Annotated in this window: 7 protein-coding genes; 1 reads left to right on the top strand and 6 read right to left on the bottom strand. The window is 73.7% G+C overall.

Going from position 1 to position 15062, the window contains the following annotated elements; genetic code table 11:
• The first annotated feature begins 30 nt into the window (after positions 1-30).
• Positions 31-1104, top strand: coding sequence for an Lrp/AsnC family transcriptional regulator (locus ACIQU6_RS18375; RefSeq protein ID WP_403482661.1), 1074 nt, complete (start codon positions 31-33; stop codon positions 1102-1104).
• Between the two features lie 767 nt (positions 1105-1871).
• Here the strand turns inward: ACIQU6_RS18375 and ACIQU6_RS18370 are convergent.
• The 6 genes from ACIQU6_RS18370 to ACIQU6_RS18345 all read right to left on the bottom strand — a co-directional run.
• On the bottom strand, positions 1872-2453 hold the full coding sequence (locus ACIQU6_RS18370; RefSeq protein ID WP_274910675.1) for a PAS domain-containing protein: 582 nt from the start codon (positions 2451-2453) through the stop codon (positions 1872-1874).
• A gap of 458 nt (positions 2454-2911) precedes the next feature.
• Positions 2912-5692 (bottom strand): ATP-binding protein, encoded by a 2781-nt coding sequence (locus ACIQU6_RS18365; RefSeq protein ID WP_403482660.1) that lies wholly within the window; start codon positions 5690-5692, stop codon positions 2912-2914.
• Entirely contained in the window at positions 5682-8438 is a 2757-nt protein-coding gene (locus tag ACIQU6_RS18360) for a LuxR C-terminal-related transcriptional regulator (RefSeq protein WP_403482659.1), read from the bottom strand. The genes ACIQU6_RS18365 and ACIQU6_RS18360 overlap by 11 nt, the downstream gene beginning before the upstream one ends.
• A gap of 101 nt (positions 8439-8539) precedes the next feature.
• Entirely contained in the window at positions 8540-11440 is a 2901-nt protein-coding gene (locus ACIQU6_RS18355; RefSeq protein WP_403482658.1) for an AAA family ATPase, read from the bottom strand.
• 389 nt (positions 11441-11829) lie between these two features.
• Positions 11830-12585 carry a thioesterase II family protein gene (locus ACIQU6_RS18350; protein ID WP_403482657.1) on the bottom strand — a complete coding sequence of 252 codons (756 nt, stop codon included), beginning with the start codon at positions 12583-12585 and terminating at the stop codon, positions 11830-11832.
• A gap of 327 nt (positions 12586-12912) precedes the next feature.
• Positions 12913-15062, bottom strand: a 2150-nt coding sequence (locus ACIQU6_RS18345) for a type I polyketide synthase (RefSeq protein WP_403482656.1), incomplete at its 5' end; no start/stop codon positions are given.

Genomic DNA, 15062 nt, shown 5'->3' with positions numbered 1-15062 from the left:
TCGCCGGAAACACGCAAGGAGGGGCTCATCGTGCAGGATTCCGGGCGGACACCCCGGACCCTGGATCATGTCGATCAGGCCCTGGTGCACGCCCTGCAGATCGCGCCGCGGGCCAGTTGGGCCCGGATCGGATCCGTCCTCGGACTGGACGCCGTGACGGTGGCCAGGCGTTGGCACCGGCTGACCGAGTCCGGCGCCGCCTGGATCAGTTGCCATCCGGCGCCGGTGCTGGCCGCCTCCGGCCAGGGGTGTCTGGCGTTCGTCGAGGTCGACTGCGCCCCCGACCGGCTCCACCCCGTCGCCCGCGCGCTGGCCGCGGCCCCGCACGTCGCCGCGCTCTCGCACGTCAGCGGCGACCGGAGCCTGCATCTGAACGTGATGGCCCGGGATCTGGCCGCGCTCTCCCGCTGGGTGACCCGCGGTCTCGCCCCGTTGGACGGGGTCCTGGGCGTCCACACCCACCTGGCCGGGCCGGTGCACACCGAGGGCAGTCGCTGGCGGCTGCGGGCCCTGGACGGAGGGCAGGTCGCCCGACTCGCCGCGGCCGCGCCCCGCACGCGTACCGACACCCCCGCCTTCACCCTCGACGGCCTCGACCGACGGTTGGTCACCGCGCTGTCGGTGGACGGTCGGGCCACCTATCGCGCGCTGGCGGAGCAGTGCGGTGCCGGTCCCGACACGGTGCGGCGCCATGTCAACAGGCTGTTCGCGGCGGACATGTTGCACGCCCGGTGCGAGGTCGCCCGCCCGCTGTCGGAGTGGCCGGTCACGGTGTCCCTGTGGGGTCAGGTGCCGGCGGCCAAGCTGCGGGAGGTGACCCATCGGGTGACCGGCATGCGCGAGGTACGGCTGTGCGCCAGCGTCATCAGCCGCCACAACCTGCATCTGGTCGCCTGGGTGCGCTCGCTCGACGACGCCCAGCGCTTCGAGGTCCGACTCGCCGAACGGGCACCCGACTTGGCCGTGACCGACCGCGCGGTCGCGCTGTGGAGCATGAAGCACAGCGGCCATCTCCTCGACGAGGAGGGCTACCGGGTGGGAGCGACGCCTCTGGCGCTGTGGGACGAGGAGGAGACGGAGCCGACCGGGCCGAGCCGCGGGTGAGGCTTCGGGGTGGCCCCCAGACGGGGATGGACGGCGATGAGGCTTGCCGCCTCAACATCCATGCTATTGCAGCGAGTTGACCTCCGCTTCTATCACCCGCGCACACCTCACGCCGCGATTGTCGGGCATCCGGGCCCTGTTGACGATGCATCACATCATTCAACGGGGCGGCTCGGCGCAAGCGACCCCACCGGAGCAGTGCACGCCTGGCCCGAACAGGCCGCTCTGCAGGGGGAGTTGGCACCCGTTGGTGAAAACGGTCACCAAGTACACATCCGGTGAGGCGGTGAGGACATCGGGCGGAGCGTTCCGCTTCACTGCGGTGGCCGTCGAGTGCGCTTCGGGCGTCCCGGCCGGGCCTCGTCGCGACACAAAACACACGGCGGCGCAAGGGAAAGAAGGCGAACTGTGGTGCAAGAGGTGCGTAAAAATGCGCGCAGCGATGAATTGCACCAGGAAGCAAGGGGGTTACCGTGGGTATTTGTGTGCGGGCGCCAAGGGCCGCGTTCAGCACCCGGGAATCGGGCCGCGAAGGCGGTGCCGGAGGCCACGCAAACGGTCAGCGGAAAGGGCGTGACGGTCACCCCTGGGCGGCGCCGGACGGCGCGACCCAGGGGAGAGTGCTTCTTTATTGCGGGCACGTAACGCGGGAATGGATAAACGCATACCGGGGAAACAACACGCCCGTGTCGCCGGACGCCGCTCCAAGAGAGGCGGTGTCCGACGACACGGGCGGGATGGTGCGGCGGGCGGTGGGCCCGTCGGGATCACTTGATGAAGTCGTCCACGACCTTCGGCGGCCAGGTGCCGACGTTCAGGATGCCCATCGAGTAGGCGCGGGAGACCAGAGCGGCGCGGTTCGGCACCCTCAACTTCCGCAGCAGACCGGTCACGTGGTATTCGACGCCCTGGCGGCTGAGGTAGAGCCGCGAGGCGAGCGGGATGGTGGACAGCCCGGCCGCGATGCCCTCCAGGATCCGTGCGTCGATCTCGGTGAGGAACTTCTTCTGGCTGGTCACGACCCCGGCGTCGGAGGAACCCGGTTCGTCGGGCGAGTCCATGAGCACCAGGATCGCGGCGACGTCCGGGGTGGCGCCGGTGACCGCGGAGGCGGTGAGGGTGCCGGCGAAGGCCGCGTCCTCGGCCCCGACGGCGACCACGTGCGAGGCGAAGCGGTGCCGCTTGCCCTCGATCAGTCGGGAGAACTGCCGCATCAGCGGCTGCTGGACGCTGGGGTGCATCAGCTCGCGGAAGCTGCGCCCGCAGACGTCACCGGCGGAGTTGCCGAAGCGGCGACGGAACTCCTGGTTGGCCTGGTTGATGGTGAGGTCGCGGTCGAGCGACGCCATCAGCCCCGGGCTCCCGGGCCCCCCGGCCGGTGCGGATATCACCCCGCCGTTCGTACTGTTAGTCGATTCAGTGAGGTGAGCGATGGTCACGAGAACTGCCATCCTTTCGGATAACCCCCGTCATTTTGCGCGTTTCCAGGAAAACGGAATCTGAAATTCGCTCAAAGTTCGATGCGCACCATGTCGCAGAGTTCCGATTTCCTTGAAACTGAGCGTAGTTAGACGCTGCTCGGCGCGTCAACGTGGCGCATCTCCGCACCCTTAAATCCGTGGTCCGCACTTCTCGGGGTTCGGTCCGCAGGAACGAAGCTGCGGTGGACCAAAGGCGACACATCGGGCATGACCGTTCGCGGGAAAGCGTGCACTCCGCTTCCGCTTGAGGTTTCCCTGAGGTTGCGCCATGCCCGTACGGACGCGGTACCGGTATACGACGACGGACGGAACGAGCCGCCGGGCGATCACCGGGCGGGCAGCGCGTTCACCAATTCACGGCGGCCGGAGACGCCCAGCTTCCGGTAGGCACTGGTGAGGTGCTTCTCCACGGCCCGGGAACTCACGCCGAGTTCGGTGGCGATGGCCTGGTTGGTCAGACCGCGGCCCACGAGGAAGGCCACCCGCCGCTCGCTGGGGGTGAGGGCCGCGGCCGGCGGCGTGGTGGCGGCGCTGCCCAGGCCGTGCTCGGCCCGTTCGGCGAGCCAGGGCACACCGCAGGTCGCGGCGATCCGTGCGGCCTCCCGCAACGCCGCCTCGGCCTCCGTTCCGCTGCGCAATCGGCGCCCCAACACCACGAGGGTACGGGCGAGTTCCACCTCGTACGGCGAGGTGCGCAGCACGGCGACGGCCTCCCGCAGCAGGTCGAGCCCGTCGCCCTGGAGCAGCCAGCCCTTCAGGCGCAGCGCCCGGCCCAGGGCCGCCGGCGCGCCCCAGTCCCGGGCCCAGCCCAGCTCCTCCTCGGCGAGGCGCAGTGCGGCCTCGCTCTCGCCGAGCCGCTGGTGCAGGTCGATCGCGTACGGCCGCCAGGGCAGCAGCGCGGAGTTGCACCAGCCCGCGGTCTCCAGGCGGCGACCGCAGGCGAGCAGCCCGTCCAACGCCTCACGTCCCAGGCCACGTTGGGTGTCGAGGCCGGCGCGGAGGATCTCCCGGGTGGCGGTGAGGGCGAGCCCGGCCGGCCGGCGCTCGCGGGTGCGCTCCAGGAGGCGTTCGCTCAGGTCCTGGTCGCGCAGTTCGAAGGCGACCGAGGCGTGCAGCAACGCCGCCGGTTCCGACCAGGCGTCCGCGTCCTTGGTGAGGGCGCGTTCGACGTGTTCCCGGGCGGCAGCCGGTCGGCCCTGTGCCATCAGGACGAAGGCCCGCTCCGCCGTCAACAGCACCTCGTCGGCGCCGGTCGAGTACAGGCGCCGGGTGCGCTGTTCGCTCGACAGCCAGCACGCGACGCCCCGCACGGACTCGGCGACGAACAGCGCGATCATCACCAGTGGCAGGGTGGTGTGGGCGTGGGCGGCGGTGGCCGGTTCGCGTTCGAGGATGCGGTTGCCGGTCCGGGAGACCTCCTCGGCGCCGAGCCGGCCGCTCAGGGCCCCCGCGCACAACAGGACGGAGACCAGCTCCCGTTCGGCGACGGTGTCCACCGGTGGGGTCGGCCCCATGCCCCGCAGGCGTGCGACGGAGGCGGCCAGCTCGACGGGGTTCTCGTGGCCGGCGTGCCGCAGCCGCGCCTCCAGGCGCAGCGCGAGGTCGCCGGAGCCCTCCTCCTCTTCCCCACCCGGTCCGTCGAGCGCCGCGGCGGCCCGTCGCAGGAGTTCCACGGCGGACGGGGTGGGGGCGGCGAGGAGGTTCGGCGGGAGGTGCAGGGCGGCGACGGCCCGGTCCCGCGGGGTGCCCAACAGGGCCACGGCCTGGCTGACATGGCGCTCGCAGGCGTCGGGGGCGAGGGCGCGTTCGGCGGTGGCCAGGTCCATCAGGAGCCGGGCGCGGCTGTCGTCCTGGGTGCGGTGGTGCAGCAGGGCCCGCCGCAGGTACCGGGCGGCGTCGGCGGGGCGGCCGGCGCGCTGTGCGTTGAGGGCGGCGGCGCGCAGGACGGTCTCCGACCAGGGCCGGCCGGGGTGGACCACGGCCAGCAGATGGGAAGCGACCTGTTCGGTGGGGCGCCCGCAGCGGTACAGCAGATCGGCGGCGGCGTTGTGGGAGCGCTCGCGTTCGCCGAGGGTGAGGAGGGAGTCCACGGCGTCGCGGACCACACCGTGGACGAAGCGGATGTCCCGTCCGCGGGCGAGCAGGCCGGCCTCGACCAGGGCGCGGCGGGCACCGGAGAAGCCGATCTCGTCGACGCCGGCGAGTTGGGCGAGGAGCGCGGGGTCGATGTGGTCGCCGAGGGCGGCAACGGCGTTGGCGACGCCGCGGACCGGTTCCGACTGGATCCGCAGGTGACCCGCGATCCGGTCGCGCAGCGCCGGCGGGCTCAGTTTCCTTACGGTGAGGGCGAGTTCGTGGGAGCCGGGCAGGAGGGACGCGTCCAGGGCGCTGCGGAAGGCGGTGAGGAACAGTGGGTTGCCGCCGGACGCGTCGTGCAGGGCCCGCACCAGGGCGTCCTGCGGCGGGCGGCCGTGCGGCCCGGCGAGCAGGGCGCGGGTGGCGTCCCGGGACAGTGGGGCCAGGCGCAGTACGGCGCGGGCGGCGCCGGCGACCTCGCGCACCAGGGGGTGGCGGGCCCGGTGGTCGCCGTCGGCGAGGGTGTACACGAGGAGCGCGCGCAGGCCGTGCAGCCGTCGGGCGAGGTGGGCCAGCCAGCGCAGGGAGGGGGCGTCGGCCCACTGGAGGTCGTCGACGAGGATCAACAGCAGCCGGCTGCGGGCGGCGTCGGTGAGCAGCGCGTGCGCGGCCTGGAGAACGGCTTCGGAGACCGCGGGGTCGGGGGTGTCCAGGTGGTTGTCGATGCCTATGGAGCGACTGGTGTACTCGGCGTCGGCGAGGCATCCGGGGTGTCCGGTGTCGTCGGCCGTGTCCGGGAGGCGGTCGAGGAGTTGGCGGGCGACGCCGAAGGCGTAGTCGCGTTCCCGCCAGGCGGCGCTGGCCCGCAGGACGCGGGCGTCGTCGCCGGCGAGTTCGGGCAGTCGACGCAGGAGTTCCGAACGTCCGCTGCCGAGGGGGCCGGTGATCAGGAGGAGCGAGGGGACGCCCCGCTGCGCCGCGTCGAGGGCGGCCCGGAACCGGGCTAGTGCGTCCTCCCGTTCAAGAAGCATCCGCGACCGGCCCTTCCAACGCCTCCAGCAGTCGGTAGAGCTCCTTGCGGCCGCCGATGTGGAGCTTGCGGTAGGCGTTGCTCAGCCGGAGCTCCACCGTGCGCCTGCTGACGGCGAGTTGCTCGGCGATCTGGCGGTTGCCGTGGCCGCGGGCGGCGAGCAGAACGGTGCTCTTCTCCGCCTCGGTCAGGGCGCGCCATCCGGGTGGGACGACGGCGGGCGACACGGCGGGGACGGCGAGGGCCGGGATGGTCAGGGCGCGGACGGCGGTGGCGAGGCGACTGGCGGGGTGGACGGCGGCCGTGCGGGAGACCTCCTCCAGGCAACGGGCGGCCGCCGCGCTGTCGCCGTGGGCCGCTTCGGCGCCGACTTGGCGCAGCCGGCTCCAGAGGTAGGCCAGCCGGGCCGGCGAGTCGCGCAGCAGGGCGGCGGTCTCGCGGGCGCGCCGGGCGGCCCGGTCGCGGTCGTCGTCGAAGAGGCGCTGGGTCCACAGGAGGGCGCTGCCGCGGGCGGCGGCGGTGCCCCAGTGGTCGGCGAGGGACAGTTCCTCGTCGCGCAGGCGGTGGGCCTCGGTCCGGTCGCCGGTCTCCAGGCACGCCTCGGCGGCCAACGGGCGCCAGCCCAGCAGCGCCGGGTTGGTCCACCGCCGCCGCAGCAGCCGGCGCCCGCACTCCCGGGACAGCCGCAGGGTCTCCTCCCAGTCGCCGTCGTCGGCGGCCAGTCGGGCGCGGGCGAAGAGCAGCGAGGGCCACCACGCGCCTTCCTCGCCGTCGGCGGGCACGGGGGTCTCGGCGAGTTGACGCGCCCGGTCGGCGCGCCCGGACTCGATGCTGACCACGATGCGGGTCGCGATGAGGTTGGGCAGCGCGCGGGAGTGCCAACTGCCCGGGGGCAGCGCGCGCTCGGCGCTGTCCAGGTCGCGCTCGGCGGCCTCCAGCCGGGCCGCGCACAGGTGCAGTCGGGCGCGTAGGGCCAGCACGCGGGCGGCGATGCTGCGCAGGTGCGCGTGGCGGGCGGTGGCCAGCAGCGCGTCGAGGGCGTCGCCCGCCTCGTCGTGGTCGTCGGTAGTCAGCAGTGCCGCACAGGCGGCCAGGCGCGGCATCAGCAGCGCCTCCCGGGCGTCCCCGGTGAGGGCGATCCGCGCCAACTTCCGGGCCTTGTCCGCGCCCTCCCCCACCGTGACGAGCTGCCAGGCGCGGGCGCCCGCCTGGGCCGGGGACACCGGGCGGTCGGGCAACGGGGGCACCTCGGGGACCATCGGCTCGTCGTCGTCCTGGGGGGTGGCCAGCCAGAACAGGGCGACCAGGTCCTCGCGGTCGGTGGGGGCGGCGCCCGGCAGGGTCTCGCCCGCGGTGCGGCGCGCCCACTCGCTGTTGCCCCGGGCGAACCCCAGGTCGATGGCGCGGGCGCACAACCCCGCGTCCTGCGGCGGGAGTTCGGTGGTCTCGGCGCTGCGGACCAGTTCGCCCAGGCGCCGGTCGCTGGCTTCCGGCCGGGCGACGGCCTCGACCGCGGCCAGCTCCAGCGTCAGCCGGCTGCGGGCGCGGGCGTCGAGGGGTTCTTGGAGGGCCCGGGACAGGCAGGCGCAGGCGCGGTGGTGGTCCTCCCTGCGCAGCGCGGCGGCGAAGCTGCGGCGCAGCAGCGACACGACCCAGGGCGCCCCGAGCCGCGGTGAGCGCAGCACCAGATGGGCGATGTCCTCGTCGTTGGCGCCGGAGCCGTGGGCGAGTTGGGCCGCGCGGGAGTACAGGTCGGCGCGCTCGGCGGCGGGCATGTCCTCGATGACGCGCGCCTTGGAGGCGGGGAAGCGAATGTGCACCTTGTCGCCTACGGAGACGGTCAGGCCGACGTTTTCCAGCAGGGTGCGGATGCGGTCCTCCGGCATGGCGCGGGAGCCGGCGAGGGCGCGGACCCGGGGGAAGTCGAGCAGGTCGCCGCAGACGGCCAGGGCCCGCAGGACGGCGCTCGCCTCGGTGGGCAGTCCGTCGAGGGCGCGCACGGTGTGGTCGCCGACGACGCCGGCGGCCAGGGCGTGCAGTTCGGGCAGGCGGTGGGCGACCGGGGCCAGGCCGTGGCCGGTGAACTCGCGCAGCACGTCCCGCAGGACGGCCGGGTTCCCGGCGGTGGCGGAGGTCAGCGCGGCCACGAACTCCTCGTCGCCCGGGACGCCGCAGCAGGCGCGGACGGTGGCCGCGACCCCCCGGTCGGTGAGCGGCGGCACCACGACGCGCTGGACGGGGGCGGCGGTGCGGGACGTCGGGTCGGCGTCCCCGTCGGGGACGAGGGCCGCGCCGCAACTGCTGGCGAGCACCGCGAGCGGGACCTGCGGGTCGAGGCGCCGCAACAGGACCCCGAGCCAGTTCCGCGAGGCCGGGTCCAGCCACTGGACGTCCTCGATCACGATCAGGGCGGGCGCGGTGCGGGCGGCGCGCAGCACCTGATCGATCCCGGGCGCTGGTCGGTGGTCGTCGGGGTCGATCAGCGCGTCCTGGACGTCGTCGAGGCCGGGCAGGGCGGCCAGGAGTTGCAGGACCGCGCCGTGCCGCAACTCCCGTTCGGCGGGTGTCGCCTGGGCCCGCAGGACGCGCAGGCCGTTGTGTCCGGCGCGGCACGCGCCCCAGTGGACCAGGGCGTTCTGGGCATGGCCCGGCCGTCCGGTGAGGGTGAGGACGCCTCCGGCGCCCTGGCCGAGGCGGTGCAGGAGGTCGCGGACGAGTCTCTGCTCCCGGCCGCATTCGAGCAGCATGGTGGGATCGCCGTGAGCGTCCGGTGGGCACTGCGGCTTGCAGGTGATCGGATCGTTCCGCGCCTTGCTCCGGTGCACCGCTACCTCTCGTCCTGTTCGTCTCAACCGCGGCCGCGCGCCTGGGAGACCCAGGCCGGCGACTGTGGGCCGAAGGTGATCCTGGTCTCCAGTACGGTGGACAGCTCCGTCCGGCCGGCGACCCCCAGCTTCCGGTAGACGCTGGTGAGATGCGTTTCGATGGTCCGTACGGTGACGAACAGGGTCTCGGCGATGTCCCGGTTACTGACCCCGGTTCTCGCCAGGTCCGCCACGGTGCGCTCCATCCCGGTGAGCATGTCCAGCGGTGAGGTGGCCATTCTGCGGACCCGGCCGCCGGCGCTCACCAGCAGCTTCCGGGCTGAGTCGCCGAGGGACACGGCGCCGCAGCGCTGGGCCAGGTCGGCGGCGGCGCGCAGGTGTTCGCGCGCGGCGCGCTGGTCGTCGGCCTGCAGGTGGGCGTTTCCCAGGAGGAGTTCGGCGCGGGCCTCCATGCCGCGGGCCGGCGAGTCGGCGAGCAGGGCGACCGCCTCGGTGAGGTGCTCGATGCCGGCGCCGTCGGGCCGGGCGACGCCCTGTGCCATGCGGGCCAGGCCGAGGCTGCTGGCGGTGCCCCAGCGCTCGGCCGACTCCAGGCCGAACGCGGCCAGTTCCCGTGCCTGGCCGTGCCGGTCGAGCACGGCCGACAGCGCCGCGGCCTCGGCCCACCACGGCACGAACGCCGCGTTGCTGACCCGGGCCTCCTCCAGGGACCGGCCGCAGGCGAGGAAGAGGGCGAGGGCGCCGTGCAGGTCGCCGCTGGCCCAGCGGGCGTGGGCCCGGGCCATCAGGTACCAGTGGTACTCGATGACGAAGCGTTCGAGCCGGTCGCGGGTGATGCCGTCGAGGACCCGTTCGGCCCGCTCGGGCTCGCCGCGGTCGACGAGGGCGGTGGCCAGGGCGACGCGGGGCAACACGGCGCTGTCGCCCCAGCGTTCCTCGCCGATGATCTCCATGGCGGTCTGGGCGTCGGCGAGGGCGTCGGGGAAGGCCCCCACGTCGTGGTGGAGCAGGGCACGGGTGGAGAGCGCCAGGACATAGGTCCAGACGGCCGCGTTGTCCTGGCCGTATTGGAGCATCAGGTCCAGCGCGTACTGGGCGTCGGTGATCTCGTCGGCGAGGGCCAGCGCGAAGGAGGCGGGGAGCAGCGACCAGGGTTCCCGTTCGACGCCGGGTGCGCGCAGTGCGCGCCGGGCCTGGTCGGCGGTGGCCCGGGCGTCCCGGCCGTCCATGGCGGTCAACACGGTGGTCATGGTCAGCAGTTGTCGCTCGGCGGGGGTGTCGCCGGGCGGCGCGGTGAGCCGGGCCGCCCGTTCGCGGACGGTGCCGATGGTGGCCTTCTCGTCGGCGCCGACGATGAGCAGGGCGGACTCCACCAGGGTCCGCAGTTCCCGGTCGGCGGGGCCCGGTTCGGGGCCGAGCGCGGCCTCCAACTCGTCGAGCGCCTCCGCCAGCATGCGCGCGCCCGACGGGGACTCCTGCACGGCGAGGCAGGTGAAGCCGTACTGCACGGCGACCTGGGCGCGGGTGCGCACGTCGGTGGCGAGCGAACGGGCCTCCTTGAGGAGGCGGATGGCCTCCGGCGGGTTGATCTCGGCGAGCGCGCGGGCCATGTGGATGCGCACCGCGACGTTGTCCGGTTCCACCTCCAGGACCCGGTAGAGGCAGCGCACGCCGGCCTCCGGGGCGCCGCGGCTCTCGGCCTGGGCGGCGGCGTCGCGCAGCACCCCGGCCATCCAGGGCTGGTCGAGCTCGGGGAGCAGCATCAGTTGGCCGGCGAGTTCCTCGGAGGGCCGGCCGGCGTCGCTGAGCAACAGTGCGGCGCCGGTGCGCAGTTCGGCGAGGGCGGGCGGGGCGATGTCGTCGAGCACGGCGGAGCGGACCACGTCGTGCACGAAGTCGATGCGGTCGGTGGCCAGGATGCCGGCCCGGCGGAGCACTAACAGGGCCTCGTCGGCGGTGGCGGCGGGGACGCCGGCGAGGGCGGCCAGCAGCTCGGTGCACTCCTCGCCCAGTACGGCGAGCGCGCGGGCGACGTCGCGCACCCAGGGCGGTCGGCCCGCCAACAGGCTGCGCACGGAACGGGCGAGGACGTGACCGCCCACCTCGGCGGCGCGGCGCTCCCCGGCGTCGTCCGGAGCGACGCCCTCGGTGCGGAGCTCGTCGAGGAGGCGGGCGAGGGTCAGTGGGTTGCCTCCGGAGACGGCTCCGACGCGTTCGACGAAGGACGCGGCGGCCGGGCCGGGGAAGACCCGGCGGACCAACTCCCGTACGGCGTCCGGGCCGAGCGGATCCAGCCCGAGGACGGTCGGGCGGCGCTGGGCGGTGAGGTCGGCGAGGACCGCGGGCGCGACCGGCTCGGCCTCGCTGCGCAGGGCCAGGACGACCAGCAGGGGCAGGTCCTCGGCGCGCCGCAACAGGAAGTCGATCCAGGCCAGGGAGCGTTCGTCGCACCAGTGCACGTCGTCGAGGACGAGGACGAGCGGCCGTTCGGTCATCAGGCGGGCGGCGAGCCAGTACAGGCCGTGCAGTACCGGGTAGGCGGCGGTGGCGACGTCGTGGCCGGCGGGGTCGTCGGTGAGGGCGGGCAGGGCGCGCGCGGCCAGCCCCGTCAGCAGCGGCGAGTGCCGGGCCTCCTCATCGCTGAGGCCGAGCCCGCCCAGGAGTTCGCGGACGCCGCCGTACCCGGCGCCCGCGACGGTCTCGCCGCAGGTGCCGTGCAGAACGGTCATGCCGCGGCAGGCGCCGCCGGCGGTGAAGGCCCGCAGCAGGCTGGTCTTGCCCATGCCGGCGGGACCGTGCAGCAGTATCAGGCCGGCCCGTCCGGCACGGGCGGCCTCGGCGTGCCGGGCGAGGGTGTGCAGTTCCTCGTCCCGTCCCACCAGCGTGGTCAGTAAGCCGGGCGAACCGGGCTGATTCCGCGTCACGCGTTCCTCCCCCTGGGGTGAGAACAGGAGCCGACCTCGCGCCGTCACTGCCAGGTCCGTGGCGCCCCGGTTGCGCGCACGGCCGGACCGCCCGGGTGTCACTCACCGAGCGTGCCGGCAGCACGCTCGGTAATGCCCCACCACAAGATCATATGATGCTGTGAGGGATGAACGGGCCGGACCTGTCTGACATTTGACGGACTCCGTACAGAATGTCGAAGGTCCACCCGGTAAACGGAACGGATCGGTCCGCGCGCCAGGCGCCCTGGCCGCATCCTCGCGGGTCGACACGGCGCGGGTCATCGGGTGCCTGGCATCACCCGCCAGACACGTGAAATCCGTCCCGGGGCCGGCCGCTGCCGACCGCCGGGAACGGGGAACGCCGCCCGCTAACCGTGGGCGGTGAAGTGCTCGCGCAGCAGCCCGAGGACCTCCGGGGCGGCGGAGCTGACGAAGAAGTGACCGCCGGGGTACACCTTGAGGTCGAAGGCCCCGGTGGTGTGGCCGCGCCACGCCTCGGCCTCGTCTAGGGTGGTCTTGGGGTCGCGGTCCCCGGTGAGGGCGGTCAGCGGCGCCCGGACCGTGACGTCCGGACCGCAACGGTAGGTCTCTATGGCCTGGTAGTCGCTGCGGATCGCGGGCAGGATCATCCGCAGGATCTCCTCGTCGCCGAGCAGCGCGGTGTCCGTCCCGGCGAGCAGCTTCAGCTCCTCGACGATGCCGTCGTCGGACCGCCGGTGGACGGCCTCCTCGCGCACCCGCGCGGGGGCCCGGCGGCCGGAGGCGAAGAGGTGGGCCAGTTCACCGCCCTCGGCCTCGAATCTGCGGGCCACCTCGAAGGCCAGGGTCGCGCCCATGCTGTGCCCGAAGAACGTGCTCGGCCGCTCCTTCAGCAGCGGCCGCAGCGCCTCGTACACCTGGTCGGCCAGGGTGGCGAGATCGCCGACACCGGTCTCTTTGCGCCGGTCCTGACGCCCCGGGTACTGGATCGCGAACACCTCGGTGACCGAGGAGAGTTGGGCGGAAACGGGGAAGTAGAAGGAGGCCGAGCCGCCCGCGTGCGGGAAACAGAAGAGCCGGGTGGGGGCGTTTGGCGCCGGGTGGAAGCACCGGGCCCACAGGCTCTCCTCGGTGGGCGTCGTCATGGGGGGACCTCCTAGGGACGAACCGAGCGGCACACGCCTCCCGGCAACAGCGGCCGAACGCCGCGGCGGGGACCTGCCGCGGCGTCGCGGGTGGTGCACCGCCGCTGCGGCGCGGACGCATGAGCACACCGTAACTCTGCGGCCCGCAACGGGTTTTCCGAGCCGCGGAATTCATTGGACATGATCGGACTGTGGGTGATTCCCTAGTTCTTTGCCTTTCTTCGGAGAAGAGCCGGTGAGGGCATCGGACCAGACCGGCAAGGGCCGCACGGTGGCCGGAACCTCACATCCGGCCACCGCGCCGTGGCGTTCCCGCTGCGGAACCGCTCAGTTCAGCCCGAGTTCGTCGTCCAGCAGGGCGAACATGTCGTCATCGGTCGCCCCCTCGATGTCGAGGTCCTCGCCGCCGCCCGCGGACGCCCCCGTGTGCCGCAGCTCGGCCCACTTGGCCTTGAGGACCTCCAGCCGGCCGGCCACCAACTGGTGCTCCCCCTCGTCGTCGAGGGACAGACCGGCGAGGATCGCCTCCAGGTTGTCGAGCACCGCGAGCACCGAGCCCGCGCCCGTCGCCTCCTCGGTCACGAGGCGGCCGCGCAGATGCCGCACGACGTCCGTCGGCGTCGGGTAGTCGAACATCAGGGTGGCCGGCAGGCGCAGTCCGGTGGCCGCGTTGAGGCGGTTCCGGAACTCCACGGCGGTCAGCGAGTCGAAGCCCAGCTCCTGGAACTGCCGGTTCGCACCGACCGCCGAACCGTCGGCGTGCCCGAGCACCACCGCGGCCTGGCCGCGCACCAGCGTGAGCAGCACCTCGTCCCGCTCCGCCGCGCCAAGCCCGGCGAGTTGCCGGGTGAGCGCGTCGGCGGAGGGCGCCGCACCGGCCGCCGCGGCGCGCCGGGCGGGCGCCCGGACCAGGCCCCGCAGCAACGCCGGGACCTCCGCGAGCCCGCGGAACGCGGCGAACTCCAACCGCACCGGCACCATCAGCGCCCGCTCCCCGGCCGCGGCCGCGTCGTACAGCGCGAGCCCCTGCTCCACCGCGAGCGGCGGCATGCCGGCGCGCGCGAGCCGTTCGGCCTCGGCGTCCGACAGCGTCCCGGTCATGCCGCCGGCCCGGTCCCACGGACCCCACGCCAGCGATACGCCCGGCAGTCCGGCCGCGCGGCGCTGCGCCATCAACGCGTCCAGGAACGTGTTCGCCGCCGCGTAGTTGGCCTGCCCGGCACCGCCGAGCACACCGGCCGCGGACGAGAAGACCACGAAGCTGTCCAACGGCAGGCCGCGGGTCGCCTCGTGCAGATGCCAGGCGGCGTCCGCCTTCGGCCGCAGGACGGTGGCCAGCCGCTCGGCGGTGAGCGAGCCGATCACGCCGTCGTCCAACACGCCCGCCGTGTGCACGACCCCGGTGAGCGGACGCCCCTCCGGGACGCCGGCGACCAACTCCGCGACCGCCTGCCGATCGCCGACGTCGCAGGCCCGCACGGACACCTCGGCACCCAGCGCCTCCAGGTCGGCCACCAACTTCTCGGCCCCGTCGGCCGCGAGCCCGCTGCGGCTGGCGAGGACCAGGCTCCGCACGCCCCGCTCGGCAACGAGATGCCGGGCGAGCAGCCCGCCCAGACCACCGGTGCCACCGGTGATCAGCACGGTGCCGGGCCGCCGGTTCGTCTCGACCGCGGACTCGTCGGCGGCCGTTTCCTCGACGCCGGACGAGCCGACGACCTCCGGTGCGGCGGCCCGCGCCAGCCGGGCGGCCTTCAACGCCGCACCGCGAAGGACGAGTTGCGGTTCGGTGGTGGTGGCGAGGAGGGCGGAGGTGAGGAGGGCAGGGGTGGTTGCGGTGACTGTGCCTGTCCCTGTGATCGCATGCGCCGTTGGGTCGAGGTCGATCAGGCCGAAGCAGCCGGGGTTCTCCGACTGTGCGGAGCGGACGAGGCCCCAGACGGCCGAGGCCGCCAGGTCGGTGATTCCGCTCCCGTTCACGGACACCGCACCACAGGTCACGAACACCAACCGCGCCCCGGCGAACCGGTCGTCCGCCAACCACTGCTGCATCTGCTCCAACACCCGTGCCGTGCTCTCCCGCACGGCGTCGAGCACGTCCACGGAACCCTCATCGGCCGAGACGCCCGTGATCGGGGCGAGGACCACGTTCGGCACGGGGCCCTCGGACGCGGCAAGTGCCGTGAGGCCGCCGGGTTCCGCGACCATGGTCAGGGTGTCCGCGAGCGCCTCGACGAGACCGAAGGGGTCGCTTCCGACGAGGGCCGCGGACGCCGGCGGGGACGAGGGCGCGGGCGAGGCCGGGATCTCCGTCCAGTCGACGTGGAACAGGGAGTCCTGGAACGCGCCGCTTCCGCCCTCGGCGGCTCGGAGTTGTTCCGAGGTCACGGTGCGGGTGCGGAGGGAGTCGATGGAGATGACGGGTTCACCCGCCGGGTCCACCGCACTCACCGACACCGCCCCCTCACCGGCAGGCG

It is taken from the genome of Streptomyces sp. NPDC090442 (assembly GCF_044769405.1).
GTDB lineage: Bacteria > Actinomycetota > Actinomycetes > Streptomycetales > Streptomycetaceae > Streptomyces.
Note: the sequence above shows the minus strand (reverse complement) of the source record. Positions and strands in the feature narration are given on the sequence as shown.

What these genes read in the sequence shown, in the direction of transcription:
- ACIQU6_RS18370 (WP_274910675.1), bottom strand. Translation starts at nt 2,453, where the DNA reads ATGGCGTCGCTCGACCGCGACCTCACCATCAACCAGGCCAACCAGGAG.
- ACIQU6_RS18365 (WP_403482660.1), bottom strand. Translation starts at nt 5,692, where the DNA reads ATGCTTCTTGAACGGGAGGACGCACTAGCCCGGTTCCGGGCCGCCCTC.
- ACIQU6_RS18350 (WP_403482657.1), bottom strand. Translation starts at nt 12,585, where the DNA reads ATGACGACGCCCACCGAGGAGAGCCTGTGGGCCCGGTGCTTCCACCCG.
- ACIQU6_RS18360 (WP_403482659.1), bottom strand. Translation starts at nt 8,438, where the DNA reads ATGCTGCTCGAATGCGGCCGGGAGCAGAGACTCGTCCGCGACCTCCTG.